At 57.1% G+C, this 21,205-nt stretch carries 30 protein-coding genes; 19 read left to right on the forward strand and 11 right to left on the reverse strand.

Annotated elements, in window-relative coordinates; all coding sequences use genetic code 11:
• The first annotated feature begins 32 nt into the window (after positions 1 to 32).
• From ACR0AD_RS14920 to ACR0AD_RS14960, 9 genes are read left to right on the forward strand one after another with little or no spacing between them, the layout of a single operon-like run.
• Positions 33 to 419 carry a FlgB family protein gene (locus ACR0AD_RS14920; RefSeq protein WP_480488145.1) on the forward strand — a complete coding sequence of 129 codons (387 nt, stop codon included), beginning with the start codon at positions 33 to 35 and terminating at the stop codon, positions 417 to 419.
• Between the two features lie 12 nt (positions 420 to 431).
• Positions 432 to 818 carry a flagellar basal body rod protein FlgC gene (gene flgC, locus ACR0AD_RS14925; RefSeq protein WP_480488143.1) on the forward strand — a complete coding sequence of 129 codons (387 nt, stop codon included), beginning with the start codon at positions 432 to 434 and terminating at the stop codon, positions 816 to 818.
• A gap of 11 nt (positions 819 to 829) precedes the next feature.
• Positions 830 to 1,120 (forward strand): flagellar hook-basal body complex protein FliE, encoded by a 291-nt coding sequence (gene fliE / locus ACR0AD_RS14930; RefSeq protein ID WP_480483912.1) that lies wholly within the window; start codon positions 830 to 832, stop codon positions 1,118 to 1,120.
• A gap of 4 nt (positions 1,121 to 1,124) precedes the next feature.
• Positions 1,125 to 1,397 (forward strand): flagellar biosynthetic protein FliQ, encoded by a 273-nt coding sequence (locus ACR0AD_RS14935; protein ID WP_480488141.1) that lies wholly within the window; start codon positions 1,125 to 1,127, stop codon positions 1,395 to 1,397.
• Complete coding sequence (locus tag ACR0AD_RS14940; protein ID WP_480483914.1) at positions 1,397 to 2,107, forward strand: flagellar hook-basal body complex protein; 711 nt, start codon at positions 1,397 to 1,399, stop codon at positions 2,105 to 2,107. The genes ACR0AD_RS14935 and ACR0AD_RS14940 overlap by 1 nt, the downstream gene beginning before the upstream one ends.
• 21 nt (positions 2,108 to 2,128) lie before the next feature.
• A complete protein-coding gene (gene flgG, locus ACR0AD_RS14945) occupies positions 2,129 to 2,914 on the forward strand; it encodes a flagellar basal-body rod protein FlgG (protein ID WP_480483915.1) in 786 nt (261 codons plus the stop codon).
• Complete coding sequence (gene flgA, locus ACR0AD_RS14950; protein WP_480488191.1) at positions 2,914 to 3,330, forward strand: flagellar basal body P-ring formation chaperone FlgA; 417 nt, start codon at positions 2,914 to 2,916, stop codon at positions 3,328 to 3,330. The genes flgG and flgA overlap by 1 nt, the downstream gene beginning before the upstream one ends.
• On the forward strand, positions 3,330 to 4,061 hold the full coding sequence (flgH, locus tag ACR0AD_RS14955; protein WP_480488139.1) for a flagellar basal body L-ring protein FlgH: 732 nt from the start codon (positions 3,330 to 3,332) through the stop codon (positions 4,059 to 4,061). Before flgA ends, flgH begins: the two co-directional genes overlap by 1 nt.
• Before the next feature lie 9 nt (positions 4,062 to 4,070).
• Positions 4,071 to 4,571, forward strand: coding sequence for a flagellar basal body-associated protein FliL (locus tag ACR0AD_RS14960; protein ID WP_480488137.1), 501 nt, complete (start codon positions 4,071 to 4,073; stop codon positions 4,569 to 4,571).
• 34 nt (positions 4,572 to 4,605) lie between these two features.
• On the opposite strand, the gene ACR0AD_RS14965 is transcribed toward ACR0AD_RS14960, so the two are convergent.
• The 8 genes from ACR0AD_RS14965 to ACR0AD_RS15000 form a co-directional block, all read right to left on the reverse strand.
• Complete coding sequence (locus ACR0AD_RS14965) at positions 4,606 to 4,989, reverse strand: hypothetical protein (RefSeq protein ID WP_480488135.1); 384 nt, start codon at positions 4,987 to 4,989, stop codon at positions 4,606 to 4,608.
• The gene (locus tag ACR0AD_RS14970) at positions 4,986 to 6,074 is read right to left on the reverse strand and encodes an EscU/YscU/HrcU family type III secretion system export apparatus switch protein (RefSeq protein WP_480488133.1); all 1,089 of its coding nucleotides are present in this window, start codon (positions 6,072 to 6,074) and stop codon (positions 4,986 to 4,988) included. Before ACR0AD_RS14970 ends, ACR0AD_RS14965 begins: the two co-directional genes overlap by 4 nt.
• Positions 6,071 to 6,844, reverse strand: a complete 774-nt coding sequence (locus ACR0AD_RS14975) for a flagellar biosynthetic protein FliR (RefSeq protein ID WP_480483920.1) — start codon at positions 6,842 to 6,844, stop codon at positions 6,071 to 6,073. The genes ACR0AD_RS14970 and ACR0AD_RS14975 overlap by 4 nt, the downstream gene beginning before the upstream one ends.
• Positions 6,841 to 8,868 (reverse strand): flagellar biosynthesis protein FlhA, encoded by a 2,028-nt coding sequence (flhA, locus tag ACR0AD_RS14980; protein WP_480483965.1) that lies wholly within the window; start codon positions 8,866 to 8,868, stop codon positions 6,841 to 6,843. The genes ACR0AD_RS14975 and flhA overlap by 4 nt, the downstream gene beginning before the upstream one ends.
• A gap of 69 nt (positions 8,869 to 8,937) precedes the next feature.
• Positions 8,938 to 9,636, reverse strand: coding sequence for a transglycosylase SLT domain-containing protein (locus ACR0AD_RS14985; RefSeq protein ID WP_480483921.1), 699 nt, complete (start codon positions 9,634 to 9,636; stop codon positions 8,938 to 8,940).
• A gap of 72 nt (positions 9,637 to 9,708) precedes the next feature.
• Positions 9,709 to 10,137 (reverse strand): Lrp/AsnC family transcriptional regulator, encoded by a 429-nt coding sequence (locus ACR0AD_RS14990; protein WP_480474766.1) that lies wholly within the window; start codon positions 10,135 to 10,137, stop codon positions 9,709 to 9,711.
• A gap of 52 nt (positions 10,138 to 10,189) precedes the next feature.
• Positions 10,190 to 11,509: an MFS transporter gene (locus tag ACR0AD_RS14995; protein WP_480488131.1), complete on the reverse strand. Its 1,320-nt coding sequence runs from the start codon at positions 11,507 to 11,509 to the stop codon at positions 10,190 to 10,192.
• Positions 11,510 to 11,512: 3 nt separating this feature from the next.
• Positions 11,513 to 11,770, reverse strand: coding sequence for a metal-sensing transcriptional repressor (locus ACR0AD_RS15000; RefSeq protein ID WP_480474768.1), 258 nt, complete (start codon positions 11,768 to 11,770; stop codon positions 11,513 to 11,515).
• Between the two features lie 133 nt (positions 11,771 to 11,903).
• Here ACR0AD_RS15000 and ACR0AD_RS15005 point away from each other — a divergent pair, with 133 nt between their 5' ends.
• The 7 genes from ACR0AD_RS15005 (at position 11,904) to ACR0AD_RS15035 (ending at position 16,685) form a co-directional block, all read left to right on the forward strand.
• Positions 11,904 to 12,518: a ribonuclease D gene (locus ACR0AD_RS15005; RefSeq protein ID WP_480488129.1), complete on the forward strand. Its 615-nt coding sequence runs from the start codon at positions 11,904 to 11,906 to the stop codon at positions 12,516 to 12,518.
• Positions 12,515 to 13,483, forward strand: coding sequence for a KpsF/GutQ family sugar-phosphate isomerase (locus tag ACR0AD_RS15010; RefSeq protein WP_480488127.1), 969 nt, complete (start codon positions 12,515 to 12,517; stop codon positions 13,481 to 13,483). The genes ACR0AD_RS15005 and ACR0AD_RS15010 overlap by 4 nt, the downstream gene beginning before the upstream one ends.
• Positions 13,484 to 13,494: 11 nt before the next feature.
• A complete protein-coding gene (gene lptC / locus ACR0AD_RS15015) occupies positions 13,495 to 14,094 on the forward strand; it encodes an LPS export ABC transporter periplasmic protein LptC (protein ID WP_267363092.1) in 600 nt (199 codons plus the stop codon).
• A gap of 3 nt (positions 14,095 to 14,097) precedes the next feature.
• Positions 14,098 to 14,589 (forward strand): LptA/OstA family protein, encoded by a 492-nt coding sequence (locus ACR0AD_RS15020; protein WP_480483925.1) that lies wholly within the window; start codon positions 14,098 to 14,100, stop codon positions 14,587 to 14,589.
• The gene (lptB, locus tag ACR0AD_RS15025) at positions 14,589 to 15,347 is read left to right on the forward strand and encodes an LPS export ABC transporter ATP-binding protein (RefSeq protein WP_480474775.1); all 759 of its coding nucleotides are present in this window, start codon (positions 14,589 to 14,591) and stop codon (positions 15,345 to 15,347) included. The genes ACR0AD_RS15020 and lptB overlap by 1 nt, the downstream gene beginning before the upstream one ends.
• A 252-nt stretch (positions 15,348 to 15,599) precedes the next feature.
• A complete protein-coding gene (gene hpf / locus ACR0AD_RS15030) occupies positions 15,600 to 16,163 on the forward strand; it encodes a ribosome hibernation-promoting factor, HPF/YfiA family (protein WP_480483926.1) in 564 nt (187 codons plus the stop codon).
• Positions 16,164 to 16,220: 57 nt separating this feature from the next.
• On the forward strand, positions 16,221 to 16,685 hold the full coding sequence (locus ACR0AD_RS15035) for a PTS sugar transporter subunit IIA (RefSeq protein WP_267363095.1): 465 nt from the start codon (positions 16,221 to 16,223) through the stop codon (positions 16,683 to 16,685).
• A 54-nt stretch (positions 16,686 to 16,739) separates the two neighbouring features.
• On the opposite strand, the gene dalA is transcribed toward ACR0AD_RS15035, so the two are convergent.
• Entirely contained in the window at positions 16,740 to 17,255 is a 516-nt protein-coding gene (gene dalA, locus ACR0AD_RS15040) for a divisome-associated lipoprotein DalA (protein ID WP_267363096.1), read from the reverse strand.
• 169 nt (positions 17,256 to 17,424) lie between these two features.
• Between dalA and ACR0AD_RS15045 the strand changes: the two genes are divergently transcribed.
• Positions 17,425 to 18,024 carry a L,D-transpeptidase gene (locus ACR0AD_RS15045; RefSeq protein ID WP_267363097.1) on the forward strand — a complete coding sequence of 200 codons (600 nt, stop codon included), beginning with the start codon at positions 17,425 to 17,427 and terminating at the stop codon, positions 18,022 to 18,024.
• 139 nt (positions 18,025 to 18,163) lie between these two features.
• Entirely contained in the window at positions 18,164 to 18,346 is a 183-nt protein-coding gene (locus ACR0AD_RS15050; RefSeq protein ID WP_117870963.1) for a hypothetical protein, read from the forward strand.
• A gap of 160 nt (positions 18,347 to 18,506) precedes the next feature.
• Here the strand turns inward: ACR0AD_RS15050 and hemH are convergent, their stop codons facing one another.
• Together hemH and ACR0AD_RS15060 are read right to left on the reverse strand one after the other, a co-directional pair.
• Positions 18,507 to 19,556, reverse strand: a complete 1,050-nt coding sequence (gene hemH / locus ACR0AD_RS15055; RefSeq protein ID WP_480488125.1) for a ferrochelatase — start codon at positions 19,554 to 19,556, stop codon at positions 18,507 to 18,509.
• Between the two features lie 57 nt (positions 19,557 to 19,613).
• Complete coding sequence (locus ACR0AD_RS15060) at positions 19,614 to 20,444, reverse strand: methyltransferase domain-containing protein (protein WP_480488123.1); 831 nt, start codon at positions 20,442 to 20,444, stop codon at positions 19,614 to 19,616.
• Here ACR0AD_RS15060 and ACR0AD_RS15065 point away from each other — a divergent pair.
• Positions 20,425 to 21,189, forward strand: a complete 765-nt coding sequence (locus tag ACR0AD_RS15065) for a double zinc ribbon domain-containing protein (protein ID WP_480488121.1) — start codon at positions 20,425 to 20,427, stop codon at positions 21,187 to 21,189. The two genes, ACR0AD_RS15060 and ACR0AD_RS15065, sit on opposite strands and share 20 nt — an antisense overlap.
• Positions 21,190 to 21,205 lie beyond the last annotated feature (16 nt).

Below are 21,205 nucleotides of genomic sequence, written 5' to 3' on the forward strand. Positions count from 1 at the left end.
CTTGATTGAAATTGATCGAGGGAGAAGCCCCGATGTTCTATGACCTGAACGTCTTTAAGACAGCGTACGCAATGGCAACCCATGCCGGGCAACGGCAAGCGGTCATTGCACGCAACATGGCCAATGCGGATACGCCGGGCTATCAGCCGCGCGATATCGAGGCCTTTCAGAAAGCTTTCGAAACCACCGGGCATGACGTGACCATGGACGCCACGCGGCCGGGCCATCTGCATGGCAGTATCGGTGCGCAAAACTGGGCTGAGGTTGAAGCTGTCCCATCAGGTGATCCCAATGGCAATGGTGTGTCGCTTGAGGAAGAGATGCTTAAATCGGTCGAGGTCAAACGACAGCACGACCGAGCGCTGGCGATCTACAAATCCTCAATGGACATTCTGCGAACCAGTTTGGGTCGCGGATAAGGGGCGGCAGGTATGAGCGATTTTTCCCATTCCCTTGCTGCGTCAGCCAGTGCTTTGCGCGCGCAATCCGCGCGTTTGCGGCATGTGTCCGAAAACATCTCGAACGCGGACACGCCCGGCTATCGACGCAAAACCGTACCGTTTGAAACCGTGCAGAAAAACGGTGGGGACATGGTGCAGGCCGGCCGTGTGACGCTTGACCAGCGTTCGCTGAGCCGCATCTACGACCCCGGTCATCCGTTGGCAGATGCAAGTGGTCACTTCCAAGGCTCAAACGTCGATTTGATGATTGAAATCGCGGACGCGCGGGAAGCCCAGCGCAGTTATGAGGCCAACCTAAAGATGTTTGATCAGACGCGGCAGATGTCGTCGTCGCTGATGGAATTGCTCAGAAAATAAGGACTGCCAGAATGGATATCCGATCACTCAACGCCGCGCAGAATTATGCCGGCGCACGCTCTGCCACACAGGCCGATCCCGATCATGGCGGGGCGGCACAAGGATTGAGGGCGACCTTTCAGGACTTTGCAGCCACGCTCAGACACAGCGAACAGATGTCTCAGTCTGCGATGGTCGGTCAGGCTGATCCCCATGCACTGGTTCAGGCGCTGGCCCAGACCGAACTGGCGGTAGAAACCGCAGTGATCGTCCGCAACAAAGTGGTCGAAGCCTATCAGGAAATCCTGAGAATGCCGGTCTGACCCGATGCTCAGCGAAGGGCTTTTTTATGACATCGTTCGTCAGGCGTTGTGGGTTGCGGTCATTACATCCGTCCCGATCCTTGCCGTGGCTCTGGTTTCTGGCCTGATTGTCGGTCTGTTCCAGGCGCTGACCTCGATACAAGAGATGACCCTGACCTTCGTTCCCAAATTGATCGCCATTGTCATCGTGTTCTGGATTTCGATGGGGTTCATGACTCAGACCCTTGTTACGTTTTTTACCGGAACGCTTGTTCCCTTGATTGCAGGAGGCCGCTGATGGACACGGCTTACGTCACCCTGTCCCGCCAGTCCGGGCTAATGAATGAAATGCGACTGGTGGCGAATAACATCGCAAATGCCAACACGACCGGATATCGCCAGCAGGGGCTGGTGTTTTCGGAATACGTGCGGGACATTCCGAACAATCCGTCCCTCTCCATGAGCCGGGCCGAGGCGCGCAACACATCGTTGCAACAAGGTGTGCTTACGAAAACCGGAGGGCAGTTTGATTTCGCCATCGAAGGGGACGGGTTTTTCATGGTTGAAACCCCGGATGGCAACCGGCTGACGCGTGCGGGCAGTTTCTCGCCAAATGCCGAAGGCGATCTGGTTGCGATGGATGGTGCGCGTGTTCTGGATGCCAACGGTGCCCCGGTCTTTATCCCGCCCGATGCAGCTTCGATTGATGTCGGCAGTGATGGGACGTTGAGTGTCAACGGCCAGTTTCTGGGCCAGTTGGGCGTTTTCAATGTCGCTGATCCGCAGGAGCTGGTCCGCGAAGGAAATACGCGGTTTCGTGCCAATGGTGCGATAGACCCGGTTGATGAACCCGTTGTTTTGCATCGCTTTCTCGAAGGTTCGAACGTCAACGCTATGCAGCAGGTGACCCGCTTGGTGGAAATCCAGCGCGCCTATGAGCTGGGACAAAGCTTTCTTGACAGCGAAGACGAACGCGTGCGCGGGGCGCTCAAGGCGCTGATGCGCTGAACGGTAAAAGGAGAGTTTGACATGAGAGCCCTGAAAATTGCCGCCACCGGAATGACCGCGCAACAGATGCGGGTCGAAACGATTTCGAACAACCTGGCAAACATGAACACCACCGGCTACAACGCCCGCCGGGCCGAATTTGCCGATTTGCATTATCAACAGATGGCGCGCGCCGGAACCGTAAACGCCTCGGACGGAACAGTATTGCCGACGGGTATTCAACTTGGTCTGGGCGTGCGGCCCGCAGCTGTTACCGTGCAACTGGAACAAGGTGCTTTGTCAGCCACCGGCAGTGATCTGGACGTGGCGATCGAGGGGCGCGGATATCTGGAAGTCACGCTGCCCAGCGGTCAGTCGGCGTATACGCGTGACGGCAGCCTCAAGCGGTCGGCAGAGGGTCTGATTGTAACCTCCGATGGTTATGCGGTTTCGCCGGAACTCACCGTTCCCGACGACGCACGGTCAATTTCGATCAATGCCGCGGGTGAGGTCTATGCTTATTTCGACGACTCTCCCGAGGGGCAGTTGCTGGGTGAGTTTGTCCTTGCCAGCTTTTCGAACGCCAAGGGGCTGGAAGCCATTGGCAGCAATCTGTTCAAGGAGACCGAGGCGTCGGGTGCCCCGGTGCTGGGAACTCCGGGAAGTGATGGGCTGGGCACATTGCGGCAGGGTTATCTGGAAGACAGCTCGGTCGATGCAGTGCGCGAGGTAACCGAACTTATCGAGGCGCAGCGCGGCTACGAGATGAATGCCAAAGTCATCTCGGCTGTGGATCAAATGATGAGCGCGACAACGCAGGTGCGATGATGCGAGGACTCGGCATATATTTGGCACTACTGGCTCCAATCGCAGCACAGGCTGACATTGTGGTCCCAACCCGCACGATCCGGGCCAAGGAGATCATTTCTGCAACTGATTTGAAAACAAGCCCGACGGATGTCTCCGGTGCGGTGACTGACCCTGATTTTCTGATCGGGCAAGAGGCGCGGGTGGCACTGTATCCCGGCAGGCCGGTCCGAGAAGTTGATGTAGGCCCCCCCGCCATCGTTGACCGCAACGATCTGGTTGTCCTGATATTTGACCGCCAAGCCTTGTCGATAACTGCGGAAGGCCGCGCCTTGGGGCGTGGCGCTGCTGGGGATCGCATCCGGGTCATGAACCTGTCGTCCAGAACAACTGTAACCGGCCAAATCCGCGCGGATGGCCAAGTCGAGGTTAAGTGATGACCGGACTGTCGAAAACTCTCCTTCTCATAGCTTTGTCTTTGGCCGCGTGTGGTCGTCTGGATCATCTTGGCAAGCCCCCGAGTTTTACACCAAACGAAGAATCTCCCGAGCAGGTTGCCATGCTGTGGCCGGGTCTGCCCTTGCACACGCAACCACAACGCACCGTTGACCGCTCATCTCTTTGGAGCGGAGGGCAGCAATCCTTGCTGGGCGATCAGCGGGCGATCAAGAAAGGTGACATCCTGACCGTAGTCATCGAGCTGGATGAAAAAGCTGAGATATCAAACAACACCAGACGGTCCAGATCAGGCTCGGAAAACCTTGAGGTTCCTGGCCTCTTTGGTTTGCCCCAGCGCGTGCAAAAACACTTACCTGACGGGGCATCACTGGATGAAGCCGTGTCAATCGAAGCGGATTCCTCAAGTTCCGGGCGGGGATCTGTGAGGCGAAACGAGAAACTGACACTGCGTGTCGCCGCGACGGTCCTGGATGTTCTGCCGAACGGGGTTCTTTCGATATCCGGCTCGCAGGAATTGCGGGTTAATTTTGAACTGCGCGAGCTTTTGGTAGCCGGGTATGTCCGCCCTCAGGATATCTCGCGACAAAACGAAGTCACCTACGACAAGATCGCCTCGGCGCGGGTGTCTTATGGTGGAAGAGGTCAGATTACGGATGTCCAGCAACCCCGATACGGCCAGCAAGTTCTTGATTCACTCTTGCCGTTCTGAGGTGCGACCGTGATTGCAAAACTGGTTCCAGTCGTTTTCCTGATTGTCGGCCTGGGTGCGGGTATCGGTGCCGGGCTGTTTCTGTCACCTTCGGGCGAGCCCGACAAAACAACCGCCGAAAAAGAAGTGGCAAAAGAAGAGAAAGCCGATCACGGGAAGTCTGAAAAGTCCAAGGAAAAAAAGCCCGCCTATGCGTACTTAAAGTTGACCAAGCATTTTGTCGTTCCGGTGGTTGCGGACGACGAAATCGAAGCGATGGTCACTTTGTCTCTCAGCATTGAGGCGAACACAGCAATTGAAGAAACGTTTTATTCCATTGAACCCAAGCTGCGGGATGGCTTTCTTCAGGTTCTGTTTGATCACGCAAATACCGGGGGTTTTGATGGGACGTTCACCGAATCCCGAAATCTGGATGTCTTGCGTAAGTCCCTGTTGGAAGAGGCAAAAAAAGAACTGGGTGAAGATGTTTCAAAAGTGCTGATCATGAGCGTGAACCGTCAAGATACCTGACGAAGTTCGCTTCACGGTGCGGATCCGGCCAGCATTAACGGGTTTGCTTTCGGGCAACGGCCTGCCGATGGCTTTTCAGCTGCTGCTCTCGCAGGGTTGCGACGGCTTGTTTGCGTCCAAAAGCAATTCTGAGCGCCTCCATACCGGCAAGTTTCTGAGCGCGCGTTTGGGCAAGTCGCATGTTCAACGCGCGGCGCGTGGCAGATTCCCAGCCACGCCAAAGAATGTCGCCCCCCGATATCTGATATCCTTCAGTCAAACCGCTGGCTTTGCGCATCTGGTCAAGCTGATGATCCAGTTTCGCCAATTGGTGCTGAATTCTGGCCTCGGCCTCGAGGATTGGGCGGAGTGTCTGAAATTGCTTCTGGAAAGCGACGTCGGCTATTTTGTCCAGCCCGCTTAACTGAGTGTCCTTCATCGGATCTGCTCCTTTGCACGTTTCCGCATCGCTTCGGCGAACCTGATTGCAGCGGCAACGGGGCGAAAATGTTCTTCGGAGATCTCCTGCCCGATGTCGACAGTTGCGTGAAGCGCACGCGCCGTCGGAGGATCCGAGCGGATCGGAACGCCGGCCTGAGCCGCAGCAGAACGGATGGAAGCGGCTACTGCATCCACACCTTTGGCAACACAAACAGGTGCGCTGCCAGTAGCCCTGGTCCATTTCAGTGCAACAGCAAAATGGGTGGGGTTTACGATAACAACATCCGCGCCCGGAACATCTGCCATCATCTGGCTCGAGGCGATCTCCTGTGCACGTTGACGGCGGTGTTGCTTTACATACGGGTCGCCTTCGGCGTCCTTAGTTTCATCCTGGATCTCTTTGCGCGACATGCGGTTCTTGCGCATGTGCTCGGCGTATTGCCACAGAAAGTCGATAACGCCGATGCCGAGTGCGATGGCAACCACAATGAACAGGAAGCGAAACAACAGGTTCATCATCAGCAGTATGGATGACTTTGCCGGGGCCGCGCTGGCAGACAGAATTTCGGCCAGATTCGACTTGATGAAAAGTGCGAGGCACAGGCTGTAAATCGCCAGTTTGGTTGCACTCTTGGCGAACTCGAACAAGCCACCGCGCCCGAACTTGTTTTTGGCATTCGAAACAAGGGAAATCCGCGAAAGCTTTGGTTTCAGTTTGCTGGGGGCGAACACCAGCGTGCGTTGGGCAATCAGGTTTAGCAGAACGGCCACCGCGGGCAGGCAGAAAAGCACGGCAATGGGTGGTAACGCGCCACTCAGAATTCCGGCAACCGTCGCTGTCGCAGGTCCCATGTTCAGAAGGTTCGCGATCTGGTCGGATTGGTCGATCAGGACCATGAACAGAGTTCCCAATTGCGCGACCGCGTACTGCCCTGCCGCCAACAATGCGATCAGCAGTCCGGTATATGCCGCAACAACCGACAAGTCGTTGGACTTGGGAACTTCACCCTTTTCACGGGCTTTTTGGAGCTTTTGCGGCGTCGGCTCGTATGACTTGTCGCTGTCGTCATCGGCACCGCTCATCGCTGGCCTCCGATCGGGTTCATGAAGAAGGCAATCAGCGCGTCAGACCAAACAGAGAGGATCAATGGTGCGCCCGTAAACAGCAGAAACAGCCCGGCAAACGTTATTGCTGGCGCGCCCACGAAGGCGACCATCAATTGCGGCATGGCCCGGTTGATAACCCCAAGTGCAAGATTGTAGATCAACGAGGCGATGACGAATGGCGTTGCCAGCGAGAAGGCCAACCCAAAGCTGCGTGAGATTTGTCGCACTCCCCAATGGGACAAATCTGCCGAGCTTGGCACCAACCCCATGGGGAATAGGGCATAACTCTGGATCAGGAATTGCGCGGCCCGTACGTGCAAGCCCATGATGACGGCAAGCGTTAGCCCCGCGATCGTTAGCAGGTATCCCATTGCCGGAACAGGATCAGTGGCCGCCGCACCCAGCAATTGCGACAATGACGTGGATTGCGCGGCAATGGATCCGGCGGTTTGCAGCGCCAAAACAAACAGCCGCAGCCCGGTTCCAAGCGCCAGCCCAATCAGGATTTCTGTCCCAACCAACCGCCCCAGCGTCCACAGGTTGAGAGACAGGTCCAAAGGTTGGGTTGCCGGAAAAATGATCAGGGTAAAGGCGACGGATATCCCCAGTTTCATCCGTGTTGGAATGCTGCGCTCGCCGAAAGCAGGCAGCAGCGAAACCAAAGCAGAGACGCGCAGAAAAACCGCGAAGGCCTGCCAGAGCGGTTCGACCAGCTGCGTCAACAATTCTGGCGGCAGAGCGATCACGCGGGAACAGTTCCTACCAGCGCGGGTTTGGCTTCCAACCCGATTTCCTCAAAAGAAAGGACCGGGTTTGGAACACCGCGCGCATGCATGATCGTACGCAACAACCGGCGTCGCCGGGTCGAGGTCACGACAGCAGGAAACAAACCGTTATCAGCAGATCTGGCGATACAGCTGACCATGCCGTCGGCCAGCTTGTTAAACAGGTTCGGCGGTAGCGCGACATCCAGTCCGGCGCTGGGCGCGTCGACCTGATAGGTGGTGAACGTTTCCTCCCACTCGGGGGCCAGTTGGATCAGCGGGATCGAGCCATCCTCACGCTTCATATCGGCGACCAGTTGAAATCCGAGACGCTGGCGTACCAATTCGCAGATGCCTTCAGGCTGGGTGGTTGTCAGCCGTGCTTCGGCAACGCTTTCAAGGATCAGGGCCATGTTCCGGATCGAAACCCGTTCCTCCAGAAGCAGTCGCAGAACGGCGTGCAATGTGTCCATTGGCACTTTGTCGGGGATCAATTCATCCAGCAACTTGCGGTTTGCCTCAGCCCGAACTGGGTCGCTCAGGCGGGTCATTTCGGTCAGCAGGCGGCGCAGGGATTTCAACGTCAGCAAGCGCGAGAAGTTCTGCTTGATAATCTCTAGCAGATGCGTGGCCAGGATCTCGGGCGGTGAGACGATAGTGGCCCCGTTCAGCGCTGCGTCCTCCTGATGTTTGGGCAGGATCCAGCGGGCAGGCGCGCCGTAAACCGGCTCGGTCACGTCATTGCCTTCGGGCAACAGATCGAACCCGTCCTGAACCAGAGCCAGAACCAGATCGGGGTTCAGAACGCCGCGCGCCTGTTCGACCCCCTGAACCTTGATCACATAGGTTCCGGTTGGCAGGTCGGCTCGATCAGTCAGGCGAATTTCGGGCAGGATCAATCCGAAGGTAGACGCCACGTAGTTGCGCATATTGGCGATGCGGGCATCCAACCCGGTTCCGGGATTCAAAACCAAGCTTACCAGATCGGGTGCGAATTCAAGGTGCACGTCATCCAAGTCCAGAATATCACCAATAGCCTGCGAGACCGACACCTCGGTTTCGGTCGCCTGCGAATGCAATGACGGGTCTGTTTCTTTCTGCTTTTTCCGAACTCTGTAGGCCGCATAACCAAGTACAGCTGCACCGAGGATGAACGGCAGGAAAGGCAGGCCGGGCACCAGCGCAAACAGAACCATAAGAACCGCCACGGTAGACAGCGCAGCCGGATGCCGCCCGAGTTGGGAGAAAATGGCATTGTCGGTGGCACCCTGTGTTCCGCCGCGCGCCAGCAGCAATGCAGAGGCAATCGAGATGATAACCGCAGGGATTTGCGAGACCAGACCATCACCGACGGTCAGGATTGCATAAGTCTCGAACGCGAAAGCCACCGGCATTCCGTGCACGATCACCCCCATGACCAAACCCATAACAAGGTTCAAAAGAGTGATCAGAAGGCCGGCAACGGCATCACCTTTGACAAATTTCGACGCACCGTCGAGCGAGCCGAAGAATGTCGTTTCCTGCTGTTCGCGTTCTCGCCGTTCCTTGGCTTGCTGATGGTCGATGGCCCCGGCTGACATGTCGCTGTCGATGGCAAGCTGCTTGCCCGGCATCCCGTCCAAGGCAAAGCGCGCGCCGACCTCGGCCATACGGGCGGCCCCTTTGGTGATGACCATGAAATTCACGATCAGCAGTACGCCGAAAACCACAAGACCCAGAAAGATGCTGCCGCCCATGACGAAATTGGCGAACCCTTCAATCACGTCACCAGCTGCGTTGGGTCCAGTATGCCCCTGACCGATGATCAGTTTGGTCGACGAGACGTTCAGCGACAGGCGCAGCATCAGCGATGCCAGCAGGATCGTTGGGAAGGACGAGAAATCCAGCGGACGTTCGATGAACAGCGTCAGAGTGAAAATCAGGATGGCCAGCGCGAAAGAGGCGGCTAGCCCCACATCCAGCACCCAGGCAGGCATGGGCAGGATCATCATGACGATGACGGTCATCAGCGCCAGCGCCAGCAGGACAGTGGGTGAAAACAGGGACCGGATGTCAAACTGGGGCACGAAGGTTTCCTAATTGAAAGGGATGAAGGCAGTAACTGTGTCGTTGGTCGGCACCAGAGAGCCCAGGGCAGTGGTGGCGGGTGCGGCCACTAGCATCGGAATCAAGGGCGTTCCGGCCCTTGTGAACGGATCGGGTGACTTGCCAGAAAACCCGTGCGAGGGCGGGTTGTCCAATTGAGCCATCACTGTCTGGAACCGACCACGATAAGCTTCGGCCAGAGCATTCGTTCGGGAATGATACGCCCCGGCCGCAGCCGGCCACGAACCAAGCTCGAAATAAAGGTCTTTCAGGAAGCGGGCGGCGTAGGTTGCGTTCGCATCCGGATCAAACATCGCATCGATCGAGCGGAAGGCCTTGCCATGCCAGCGATAATTGACCTGGAAACACCCGACGTCAAAGCTGCGAGAGCCTGCTTTGAAAATTTTGAAAACATAGGCCTTGGCCTCGGCCTCGGACTTGAACCAATACCCCTGACCTTCGGCATTTATGGCCCAAGGCCAGGGCTGCAACTGCCCGTCTATCTGTCGGCCGGTTTCGACGCGAGTTATGGCGCGCAGCACGTCCAGCGGAACATCTTCGGACAGTGCCGCACGGTGCGCGGCCTGATCACAAAGCCCGCCTGTCGGTGCTGCGTGCGTAGCAGAACCCGCCTGCGCCAACAGCACAAGCAGTATCATGAAAGCAATCGGTATTCTGCGAATTGGCATTCTGCCGGTCCGGGATTCTGGTGTTCCCGGCCAAGCTAGCCGCCGATCGGTTTACAGAGGGTTATCGCAGCCTCAGTTTCGGTCGATCCTGCGCCCGAAAACAACGCTTGTATTGGTGCGCAGGACGCCGGGGATCTTCGCCAGATCGTCCACCAGAATGTCCAGATCCTCCAGCCTCGGGGCATCTGCGGTCAGCATCAGATCGAATTCGCCGTTGATCGACAGGCACAGTTTGACCTCGGGATAGGCCTCGAGCCGTTTAAGGATCCGGTTGGTTTCCTTCTGCTGCACTTCCAGCATGACGATGACCTGCACTTTGGGCGTGTCTTCTGTGGACCCAAGGCGCACGGTGTATCCCGTGATTACGCCGCGATGCTCCAGCCGACTGATCCGTTCATGCACAGTTGTGCGGGCCACACCCAGCGAGGCCGCGATCTGCGTGGTCGAGGCACGCGCATTGGCTTGCAGGGCGGCGATGATACGGCGGTCTAGCTGGTCCATTGGGGCTCCGGTTTGCGGTAAGTCCGGGTTTAGATCAGATTGACGCCCTTTCTCAAGGCTCACGCGGTATGCGTGGGTGCAGGTCGTCGATTATGATCGGGTGCGCGTGCGGGCCCGCCCCGGCCAGATGCGGATGATCGGCTGGCAGATCGGGGTGAGTGTGAACAACCGGTTCCTGATCGTCACGCGGCCAAAGGCTGACTGCCACAATCACGCCTGCCACGGACAGAATGGACATACTGCCGAGCGCAACAGTCGGCCCATAGACGGTCATTATCCATCCAGCCAGCGGATACAGCACCAACCAGCAACCGTGTGACAGAGTAAACTGTGCGGCAAAGACAGCTGGGCGGTCTTCGGGATGGGCCGAACGGGTCAACAAACGACCCGAAGGCGTAAGGGTTGTAGAATACCCAAAGCCAGTAAAAGCCCAAAAAACGGCAAGGACACCCAGCGTAAGCGGGATCGTCGCGGTCAGAACCGAGGCGACGGCCATAGCGCCCGACGCAAGAATGGCTCCGGACAGCATAACCTTGCGATCCTCGATCCGATCCAGCAGTCGGGGCAGAGTAAACGCCGCCAGCATCGACCCGCCGCCAAATCCGGCCAGTGCAATGGCCACGGCGCTTTCTGACAGGCCAAGGGTGGCCCGCACGATGACCACTGTGTTGACGATTACCATCGAACTCAGCGCTGCGGCGCTCCAATTAAGCGCAAGCAGCCCCCTTAGCCGGGGCGTTTTCAGGTAGATGCGAATTCCGCGTGTCGTGCGGTCATAGATTCCGCGTGGTTTGCTGGGCTTGGGCGAGGGCAGGACGACCGAGACCACCAGCAATGCCGAGGCAACAAACCCCAGCGCTGTGCCCCAGAACAGGCTGTTGAAGCTGACCAGCAACAGAAGTGCCGCGGCAAACATCGGGCTCAGCAGGCTTTCCATGTCGTAGGCAAGACGTGACAGTGACAAAGCGCGGGTATACTCGTTTTCGTCCGGCAAGACGTCCGGGATCGTTGCCTGAAAAGCAGGCGTAAAGCCTGCCGAGGCGGATTGTAGCACGAAGATCAGCACATAGATTTGCCAGACCTCGGTCACGAAAGGCAGGCATACCGCGACTGCGGCGCGGATCAGGTCCAGAAGAACCAGCATCTTCCGACGGTCCAGCCGCTCGGCAAATGCAGCGGCCAGGGGGGCCACGGTGACATAGGCCACCATCTTGATCGTTAGCGCGGTGCCCAGCACAAGGCCAGCAGCGTCTCCGGCCAGATCAAAGGCCAGCAGCCCAAGCGCGACTGTGGCCAGCCCGGTTCCGGTCAGGGCGACGATCTGGGCAGCAAACAGGTGGCGGTAGGTCCGGTTTTTTAGAATGCTCAGCATGGTTCAGAGGTATTTCGTAATGGCTTTGAAATCCTCGATCCCGCCGCTATCGCCATCGGAAGACAGGCAATGGTCGATGTGATCATGGATCAAGGCGCGCTTGGCGTTGGTGACCGCTTTTTCAACGGCAAACAGCTGTTGGGCGATGTCAGAACAGGGCGCCTGACCTTCAAGCATGGCAATGACCTTTGCCAGATGCCCGTGGGCCCGTTTCAGCCTTGCCGTGATATGCGGATGCGACTCGCGGGGTAAATTTGTCATGATGTATCCCTATCCTCCCCATGGGGATATTGTCAATCCTGGTGCGGGGATTTGCCCGTGACTTTTGGACGGCGTTGAGTTTATGGACCAAACCGCCTATCTCGGAGGCGATACCGCACAAAGGAATAGTCGGGTGGCGAACCATTTGTACAAAAACGACCTGCCGGACGGGCTGGATCTGGGCCCTGTTGTGGCCATTGACTGTGAAACCATGGGTCTGAACCCACATCGGGACCGCTTGTGCGTGATTCAGATGTCGGGTGGTGACGGCAACAGCCATATCGTGCAGGTGGAAAAAGGCCAGACTGAGGCGCCGAACCTATGTGCCATGCTGGAAAACCCTGACATTCTGAAGCTGTTCCATTTCGGGCGCTTCGACATCGCCGCCATGTACCATACATTTGGTGCTCTGGCCGCGCCGGTCTATTGCACCAAGATTGCCAGCCGCCTGGTGCGGACCTATACCGACCGGCATGGGCTCAAGAACCTGTGTCAGGAACTCATCGGTGTCGATATTTCCAAACAGCAACAAATGAGCGACTGGGGCGCAACCTCATTAACGGACGCTCAATTGGATTATGCTGCGTCTGACGTTCTTTATCTGCATCAGCTGCGCGATGCGCTAAACATTCGGCTGGCTCGCGAGGACCGGACTGAAATGGCGCAGGCCTGTTTTGACTTCCTGCCGATGCGTGCGAAACTGGACCTCGCCGGTTGGCTCGAAACGGATATCTTTGCGCACTCATGACCGATCCCGAAGCATTCCTGAAAACCGCCCGTCAGGTGGTGACTGACGAAGCCCGCGCGCTGGACGTACTTGCCGACAGTCTGGACGCGCATTTTGCTGAAGCCGTGCAGCTGATCCTTCAGGCCACCGGGCGCATCATCATCAGCGGCATCGGCAAGTCAGGCCACATAGGTCACAAGATTGCGGCCACGCTGGCCAGCACCGGAACGCCTGCCTATTTCGTGCATCCGGCCGAGGCCAGCCATGGTGATCTTGGCATGGTCTCCAAGGGTGATGTGGTTCTGGCGATTTCGAATTCGGGCGAGGCACCGGAACTTGCCAATCTGCTGGCCTTTACGCGCCGCTTTGGCATTCCGCTGATTGGATTGTCCAGCAAACCTGACAGCACATTGATGAAACAGGCCGACGTACATCTTCTGATCCCGTCGATGGGCGAGGCCTGCGGTTTTGGTATGGTGCCGTCGATCTCCACAACGCTGACCCTTGCCATAGGGGATGCACTGGCGATTGCCCTCATGAAATACCGTGATTTCCGGCCCGAGGATTTCCGTGCCTTCCATCCCGGCGGCAAACTGGGCGCTCGGCTGAGCACGGTGCGCGACCTGATGCATGTCGGAGAGGCCCTTCCTTTGGTTGCGGCACATACTCCGATGAGCGATGCGCTGATCGAAATCAGCCAGAAGGGGTTTGGTGTTGCTGGCGTAACAGACCCGCAGGGTCAATTGGCAGGGATCATTACGGACGGTGACTTGCGGCGCCACATGGATGGGCTGCTGAACAAAACGACCGAGCAGGTCATGACCCCCAACCCCACAACCATATCCCCGGGTGCGTTGGCGGAAGAAGCGGTTGCAATCATGAATGACCGTAAGATCACCTCGCTCTTCGTGGTTGACGAGGCGACATCAGGTCAGGCTTTGGGGCTGCTTCATATCCACGACTGCCTGCGCGTCGGTCTGGGCTGAGGGAGGCTGAAGTGGACAGATATTCCCGCATGGTGCAGTTCCTGAAGGTGCTGTTGCCGCTTGCGGCTATTGTGATGTTGTCCACGGTATTCCTGCTGTCCCGCAGCATCGAAACAAACGTTTCCGTACCTTTCGCGCAGAAAGACATTGATGAGAGACTGGCACAACAGGTGGTAACGCGGCCGGATTACCGCGGAACGACCCGCAAGGGAGAGACCGTGCATATCGAGGCGGTGCAAGCCACGCAGGGCACCGAGGCGTCGGTTCCGACCGCGTCCGAGTTTCGCGGCCGCTTTGGGCTGCTCAATGGCGGCACAATTACGCTGGATTCGAATTCCGGCCTGATCCGTCCGGATAGTGGAACAGCAACCTTTGTTGGTGACGTGGTCATCACCACGGCGGATGGGCTCAAGGTTACGACGGATCTGCTCAATACCTCGTTGGACGAAGTCCGGGGCGATACGCCGGGGCAGGTGAACGGAACCGGTCCGATCGGTAACTTTTCCGCGGGGCGTATGACCTTTGGCACTGAAAAAACGGACGGGCCGGTCCATATTGTTTTTACAGACGGTGTGAAGCTGGTATACGAGCCTGAAAAAGCAGAAAGATAACTTGTGTTCGATTTTCGATTTGTTCCTTTGTGCCTCGCCTTGATCGCGGGCGCCGCGCCCGTGACTGCGCAAGAGGCGCAGGTGGCTTTTGGGTCCGCGAATGCCGATCCGAGCCTGCCGGTCGAGGTGACATCGGAAACCCTGAACGTCAATCAAGAGGACGGATCGGCCGAGTTCATCGGGAATGTCATCGTCGTACAGGGTGAAATGCGCCTGACAGCCGAACGCGTGCTGGTTATCTACAATCAGGAACGCTCGGCGATCGAGCGAATGGAGGCGACCGAGAATGTGGTTCTGGTCAGCCCGCCGGATGCAGCGGAAGGCGACTGGGCTGAATACAAGATCGGCTCGGGTGAGATTGTCATGAAGGGCAATGTCCTGCTGACACAGGGCCCCAGCATCATCAGTGGCGATCAGATGAACGCCAACCTGACATCGGGCACTGCGACAATGACCGGGCGGGTCAAAACGATCTTGCAGCAGGGAAACAACTGATGGCGCGTCCCGACCTGAAACTGACCGAGGGCAGTTCCGGGCTGCGCATCGAGAAGCTGCGGAAGTCCTACAAAAAAAAGACGGTGATCCGCGATGTTTCGATGACGTTGGGCCGGTCCGAAGTGGTGGCGCTGCTGGGGCCGAACGGGTCTGGTAAAACCACAACGTTCTATTCAGTTGCGGGCCTTGTGTTCCCAGAGGCGGGAAAAGTCACGATAGACGGCCAGAATGTGACTACGTTGCCGATGTACCGGCGGGCACGGATGGGGATCGGCTATTTGCCGCAGGAGATGTCGATCTTTCGCGGCATGAGCGTCGAGGACAACATTGCTGCCGTTCTGGATATCACGGTCTCTCATGCGCATAAGCGCAAAGAGCGTTTGGAAGAGCTGTTGTCTGACTTCTCGATCGAACACTTGCGCCGGGCCCCGGCTCTGGCGTTGTCAGGCGGCGAGCGCCGCCGTGTTGAGATCGCGCGCTGTTTGGCCGCAGACCCCAAATACCTGCTGCTGGATGAACCGTTTGCAGGCGTTGACCCGATCAGTGTTGGGGATATTCGCCATCTGGTCGCGGATTTGAAAAAACGCGGTATTGGTGTGCTGATCACCGATCACAACGTCCGGGAAACGCTGGAAATTGTCGACCGGGCCTATATCCTGCATGACGGTCAGGTTTTGATGTCCGGCACACCTGATGAGGTTGTCGAAAACGAGAATGTGCGCCGCGTCTATCTGGGCGAGAATTTCCGCATTTCATAACCTTGCGCGGAGTTGTGCCAATTGCATGGCGGAAATCGCGTATATACACATCTGTTTTGATTGACTCTTCCCTCGTCTCTTGCCTCAATTGGCTTATGGCATTTACCCGGTTCCAGTCTGGATCTCGATGTCCCTTCTTCGAAGGGCTGGAAACAAGGCAACCGCGGAAAATGTCTCTACCCCCCACCCGATAAAAACAAGCTCGCCGCGTTTCGCGGCGTCAGAATGGGTGTGAATTGTGAAGGAGATCACATGCGTTACCAAATCAGCGGAAAACAGATCGACATCGGTGCGGCGTTGCAGACACACGTGCAGACCGAACTGAATGAGGTCGTGGGCAAGTATGCGCAGCGGCCTACGGATGCCAACGTCGTCTTTTCCCGTTCGGCGCATGAATATGTATGCGAAACAACGGTGCACCTGTCCACTGGCCTGACGGCGCAGGCCAAGGCCCATGCAACCGAGATCTACGCGGCATTTGAGGCATGCTGTGATAAAATGGAAAAACAGTTGCGTCGTTACAAGCGCCGCCTGAAGGACCACCACAAGGATCGGGCCGAACCGGTTGAACTCTTTGGGGCGTCCTCTTATATCCTCGCTTCTAATGAATCGGAGTCGGTCGAAGAACCCGAATCGCTTCAGCCAATGATTGTGGCTGAGATGGAAACAAAAATCCCATCTTTGAGCGTTGGAGAGGCCGTTATGCAAATGGAACTTGCCGGTGCGCCAGTACTGGTGTTCAGAAATGAAAACAAGGACGGATTGAATGTCGTTTATCGTCGCGAAGACGGTAATATCGGCTGGATTGATCCGTAACAGGCAAGGATACGGGGCTGCACCCGCTGATGCGGGTGCGTGCCATGGAGCGTGATCATGGAGCTTTCGAGCATACTGAAGCCTGAAGCGGTGCGTGTATTGTCCGCGGCTTCCAGCAAGAAGCGGCTGTTTCAGGAAATCGGTGACGTCGCCGCGGCGACGCTGGGCATCGATCCTCAGGAAGCAGTTGATTTCCTGCTGGAGCGGGAAAGCCTTGGACCGACCGGTGTCGGCCATGGTGTGGCGCTGCCGCATGCGCGCCTGCCCGATCTTGATTCGGTTTCAGGTGTTTTTGTCATGCTTGAGAAGCCCATCGATTTCGGTTCAGTTGATCGCCAGCCTGTGGACATCGCCTTCGCGCTGTTTGCACCGGAAGAGGCGGGTGTTGATCACCTCAAAGCTCTGGCGCTGGTGTCTCGCACATTGCGGGATACTTCGGTTTGCACCAAGCTCCGGGCGAACCCTGATCCGGTAAAGCTCTATGCGATCCTGACTGAGGCGCAGTCTATGCAAGCCGCCTGATTAACAAAAAAAGCCCCCGAAAACCGGGGGCTTTTTTCTTTTCATTTGACCGGATCAACCACCGGTTCCCATTTCCAGCGTCCACCAGATTTTACCACCGCCTTCCTGATGCCAGGCGAATCCCATTTGGGTGGCTTTGGCGTCCATGATGACAGACCTTGGTCCAGGTTCCTGCATCCATGCGGCAAGTGTTTCCGTCTCGGTCTCGTAGGTTTCGGAAATGGCTTCCCCAAGGAACGTTCCGAAATAGCCGACACGCGCTGCCCGGTCGATTGGTGATGAACCGTCTGACCCAAAATGCCAGGGCCGGTTCTGCCGCGACATATCCTTCGAATGTGTCGCTGCCGCTGCGTTCAGCTGCGCGTTCAGCTGTACGGGCTGCAACCCCTGAGCCTGACGCAAAGCATTGACCGAATCAAGCATGCGGAACTGCAGCTTTTCCGGATTGCCGCGGATCTTGTACACGGTCGGCAATGGGCGACCATCAGATCCCAGAGTGGTTGAGCCAGTGTTGGTACATGCCGCAAGTGCGACAAAGCAAATCAACAGTAAAGAAACGATGCGCGTCATGTTCGACCTGATTATTGTATCTCAACAGGGCATAGCGCGCCTGCTTGTTCTGAGCAAACGCGCAATGGCCACAACTTGCGTGATTCTGCCGGTTTGGTTTGCGACTGAAGCATTCTGGCAATAGAATGCCTCTGATTTCAGACCTCACCTAAACACAGGACCCGTCGTCATGGTCAAGAAGCGCATTCATTCGCCCACCCGCAGGGGGTTTCTGGCAGGGGCTACCGCCACTCTGGCTACACCGGCACTGGCGCAATATATCCCGGGCGACCCGCTGCGCCCTGCACCCGAAACCGAACCGGCGGTTCGCCGCAACGTATCCGGGTTCCGGGCATTGGATTGGCAACCGTATTTCTCGAACACCAGAAATGGCGCCATATTGGTCGACACCGTCTCAAGAGCGCTGCATTACTGGTCGGATGACCAAACAGTCTATAAATTGTACCCGTCGTCGGTTCCGCTGACCGAAGAACTCACCCGGCGCGGGCGCACCAGTGTGATCCGCAAGGTCGAAGGCCCAAGCTGGTCTCCGACGCCGTCGATGAAGAAGAGAAATCCGGAATGGCCGGACTACATTCCTCCGGGTCCTGATAACCCATTGGGAACACACGCTTTATACCTGAGCTGGAAGTATTATCGCATTCACGGGACGCACGATACACGCAAAATCGGCCGCAGATCTTCGAACGGCTGCATCGGCCTTTTCAACGAAGACATCGCCGAGCTGTTTTCGATGGCGAAGGTTGGCACGCAAGTGTTGCTAATTTGACGACATTTTCGTGTACGAACCCGCTCACCGGTCAAGTTGCAATTGCATTCCCGCTCTAATGCTGATTAGAAAAAACTACGAGGTAAGTCTTAGATGTGCGGCTCTGGATATTGGAGCCGTGCAAATTCTGGAGGTTAATATGAAGAAACTCGTTCTCGCCGCAGCTCTGACTGCAGCAGCTTCGACTGCATATGCTGGCAACCTGGAAGAGCCGGTTGTTGAAGCACCAGTTGTTGTTGAAGAAACTCAGGGTTCGTCGCAGGGCATTCTGCTGCCGCTGATCCTGCTGGTCGTTGTTGCTGCTGCTGTTGCTGCAAGCTAATCCGACACGGAATTCATGAAAAAGGCGGTGGAGCAATCCACCGCCTTTTTTAATTCCAACAGGTCTTCAAGCCTGTTGCGCGCCGGGGGATACTGACAGGCCAGTATCAAGCCGAGCCTAACGTTCTCATAGGAAATGCGGGTTGCGTTCTGTAAACGCTTTACTCCAGCCACCCGCACAGATTGTCTTCGATCACTTTTCCAAGTGCCGCGATATGGGCGTCGTCATCGTTAAGGCATGATATATAGGTAAACGCCTCCCCGCCTGCTTCTTCGAAGCTTTCTTTGATTTCTTCGTTAATCTCTTCAAGCGTTTCGATGCAGTCAGCAGAAAACGCCGGGGCAATAACTGCAATGTTCTTTTTGCCTTGCTTCGCCAGGTCGGCCACGTGATCCACCGTGTAAGGTTTCAACCATTCTTCGGGGCCGAAGCGCGACTGGAAGGTCGATACCAATTGATCATCTGTCCAGCCCAGCCGCTCCTTTAACAGCCTCGTCGTTTTAGCGCATTGGCAGTGATAGGGATCGCCCTGCTGAAGATACCGCTCGGGCATCCCGTGATATGAGCAGACAAGAATGTCGGGCTTTGTCTCCATAGCCTCGTATGCGCGTTCAACAGACTGTGCCAGCGCATCGATATATATGGGTTCATCGAAATAGGCCGGAACGGTTCGCGTCGCGGGCTGCCAGGCTTCGTCCATCAGTGCGCGAAAGAACTGGTCGTTGGCGGTGGCCGTCGTTGCGCCAGCGTATTGAGGGTAAAGCGGAAAAAACAAGATGCGATCGCACCCTGCCGCTACCATCGCGCGCACTTTGGATTTGGTCGACGGGTTGCCGTAACGCATACAGAAATCGACCATGACCTGATCACCGTATCGTGCGTGCATCGTCTGGCTTAGCTTGGCGGTCTGGTCCTTGGTGATGGTCATCAGCGGGCTTTCGCCTTTTTCCTGGTTCCAGATCGATTTGTAAGCCTCGCCGGAACTGAAAGGTCGCTTGGTCAGGATGATCGCCTGTAGAATCGGTTGCCATTTCCACTTTGGATAATCGATGACACGCTGGTCCGACAAAAACTCATTCAGATATCGGCGCATCGGCCAATATGTGTAGTCGTCCGGCGTGCCCAGATTGGCCAGCAATATGCCGACGCGCCCCATCCTGATCTTGGGGTGATCCGTAGGAGCGTGAGCGGGTCGCGTGGCATCAAACATATGAGGCTTCCTGAATTTCTTGCGTTAGGGCCTGAAATAAGGGGATTTGGTCGCGCGTCAATCGGGCAGTTTGCCCTCGTCCGTGCGCAAGGCGTCAGCCAAACGTGCTTGCGCCGACCCAGGACGCAGTGGTTTGGGTTGACTGTCGTGGGGGGACCATCCGGTCAGGCAGATCAGTTCGAACGTGGCTGCCAGACGTCCCGACTCTGTGGTGAAATGAGACGCGTAGATGTTTTGCGCGGCCTCAAATACTGCGCGTTTGGTCGGGTGTTTCAGTCGCCCGGATAACGCATTGGCCTCACCCATATGCCGCAGATCGTGCATCAGGTGCCAGATGTCACGGTACTCAGCCGTGAGCGGCACCGAGTCTGCGACTGGCAAGGCCAGACCTGCCCGCTGCAACAAACCGCCCATGTCTCGCAACCCGGCCATCGGGGCGATGCGGGGGCTGAGGCCACCGGTAACGTCAATCTCGGCCTGACCCAACGCCGCGCGCAATTCGTGCAGCGTTTCGCCGCCCAGACAAACAACCAGCAACAACCCGTCGGGTTTCAGCGCGCGGTGGCATTGGATCAACTGGCCCACCGGATCGTTTGCGCAGTGCAGTGTCATGGCGTGGATCACAAGGTCATGTACGCCGGGTTGCAGTGCCAGCACGTCGTCATCCGCAATGATCGAGGCTTCGGGAAACGCGTCCGTCCAAAGCTGCGGGTATGCGGTCACGATCGCTGCCGCCGTAAAGGTTTTGTTAACCATGGAGAGCCGATCCTGAACCTCGTCCATCGCGGCGCGGTGCAGAAAAAGGGCGTCATCCTGCACGCGGCTGCGATGACGCAGAATGGCGGCACGGTCAAAAAGTGAGGGTGCAGTGGGTTCGGGCAGTTTCATAGCTGGCAAGTATCGCATCGCGCAACGGATTCAAACCGCACTTGCGCTGATTTATCCACCACGTTGCATGGGGTGCGGCGACCTGACCGAGTCCGATTTTGGCCTGTGTGGTCCATGCTGGCGGGAAACGCCATTCATTGGCGGCACGGTCTGTGAAAGTTGCGGTCTGCCCCTGATCGGGGGGCAGGACGAGTTTCGGACCGAGTGCGATGATTGCCTGAAGACCGCGCGCCCCTGGAGGGCAGGCCGCGCCGCGCTTTTGTATGACGGCAAGGCGCGGTCACTGATCCTGGCGTTGAAACATGGTGATCGGCCCGAACTGGCCCGCCCTGCCGCGCAGTGGATGGTGCAGGCAGGGCGCCCATTGTTGCGACCGGATATGGTGATTGTTCCGGTTCCTTTGCATTGGTCTCGATTGCTGAAAAGGCGATACAACCAGTCAGCGCTGTTGGCGCAGAACCTGGCGCGCGAGACAGGATTGGAATGTGTGCCCGATCTGTTGATTCGCAAAAACAAGACGCCGGTACTGGACGGCAAAACAGCTGCCGAGCGGGCACAGATTTTGGGCGACGCGATATGCCTTCACCCCCGAAATGCCCGCCATCTGACGGGCCGGAACGTTTTGCTGGTGGACGATGTGATGACGTCCGGGGCAACACTGGCCGCATGCACTCGTGCCTGTCAGGCGGCGGGGGCAAATCATATTTTCGTGTTGGCTCTGGCGCGCGTTGCCAAGGATGTCTAATTCGCCCAAGATTGCG

The organism is Ruegeria sp. BH8 (assembly GCF_056538065.1).

Bases quoted from the DNA above. Each gene is read 5' to 3' on its own strand.
- ACR0AD_RS15060 (WP_480488123.1), bottom strand. From the start codon at position 20,444: ATGAAACTGCCCGAACCCACTGCACCCTCACTTTTTGACCGTGCCGCC.
- ACR0AD_RS15000 (WP_480474768.1), bottom strand. From the start codon at position 11,770: ATGACAAATTTACCCCGCGAGTCGCATCCGCATATCACGGCAAGGCTG.
- hpf (WP_480483926.1), top strand. From the start codon at position 15,600: ATGCGTTACCAAATCAGCGGAAAACAGATCGACATCGGTGCGGCGTTG.
- ACR0AD_RS14935 (WP_480488141.1), top strand. From the start codon at position 1,125: ATGCTCAGCGAAGGGCTTTTTTATGACATCGTTCGTCAGGCGTTGTGG.
- ACR0AD_RS14970 (WP_480488133.1), bottom strand. From the start codon at position 6,074: ATGAGCGGTGCCGATGACGACAGCGACAAGTCATACGAGCCGACGCCG.
- ACR0AD_RS14965 (WP_480488135.1), bottom strand. From the start codon at position 4,989: ATGAAGGACACTCAGTTAAGCGGGCTGGACAAAATAGCCGACGTCGCT.
- ACR0AD_RS15045 (WP_267363097.1), top strand. From the start codon at position 17,425: ATGGTCAAGAAGCGCATTCATTCGCCCACCCGCAGGGGGTTTCTGGCA.
- flgC (WP_480488143.1), top strand. From the start codon at position 432: ATGAGCGATTTTTCCCATTCCCTTGCTGCGTCAGCCAGTGCTTTGCGC.
- ACR0AD_RS14940 (WP_480483914.1), top strand. From the start codon at position 1,397: ATGGACACGGCTTACGTCACCCTGTCCCGCCAGTCCGGGCTAATGAAT.
- dalA (WP_267363096.1), bottom strand. From the start codon at position 17,255: ATGACGCGCATCGTTTCTTTACTGTTGATTTGCTTTGTCGCACTTGCG.
- ACR0AD_RS15050 (WP_117870963.1), top strand. From the start codon at position 18,164: ATGAAGAAACTCGTTCTCGCCGCAGCTCTGACTGCAGCAGCTTCGACT.
- ACR0AD_RS15035 (WP_267363095.1), top strand. From the start codon at position 16,221: ATGGAGCTTTCGAGCATACTGAAGCCTGAAGCGGTGCGTGTATTGTCC.
- ACR0AD_RS15010 (WP_480488127.1), top strand. From the start codon at position 12,515: ATGACCGATCCCGAAGCATTCCTGAAAACCGCCCGTCAGGTGGTGACT.
- ACR0AD_RS14985 (WP_480483921.1), bottom strand. From the start codon at position 9,636: ATGCCAATTCGCAGAATACCGATTGCTTTCATGATACTGCTTGTGCTG.
- ACR0AD_RS14990 (WP_480474766.1), bottom strand. From the start codon at position 10,137: ATGGACCAGCTAGACCGCCGTATCATCGCCGCCCTGCAAGCCAATGCG.
- hemH (WP_480488125.1), bottom strand. From the start codon at position 19,556: ATGTTTGATGCCACGCGACCCGCTCACGCTCCTACGGATCACCCCAAG.
- flhA (WP_480483965.1), bottom strand. From the start codon at position 8,868: ATGACCGTCATCGTCATGATGATCCTGCCCATGCCTGCCTGGGTGCTG.
- flgG (WP_480483915.1), top strand. From the start codon at position 2,129: ATGAGAGCCCTGAAAATTGCCGCCACCGGAATGACCGCGCAACAGATG.
- ACR0AD_RS14995 (WP_480488131.1), bottom strand. From the start codon at position 11,509: ATGCTGAGCATTCTAAAAAACCGGACCTACCGCCACCTGTTTGCTGCC.
- flgA (WP_480488191.1), top strand. From the start codon at position 2,914: ATGCGAGGACTCGGCATATATTTGGCACTACTGGCTCCAATCGCAGCA.
- flgH (WP_480488139.1), top strand. From the start codon at position 3,330: ATGACCGGACTGTCGAAAACTCTCCTTCTCATAGCTTTGTCTTTGGCC.
- lptB (WP_480474775.1), top strand. From the start codon at position 14,589: ATGGCGCGTCCCGACCTGAAACTGACCGAGGGCAGTTCCGGGCTGCGC.
- fliE (WP_480483912.1), top strand. From the start codon at position 830: ATGGATATCCGATCACTCAACGCCGCGCAGAATTATGCCGGCGCACGC.
- ACR0AD_RS14920 (WP_480488145.1), top strand. From the start codon at position 33: ATGTTCTATGACCTGAACGTCTTTAAGACAGCGTACGCAATGGCAACC.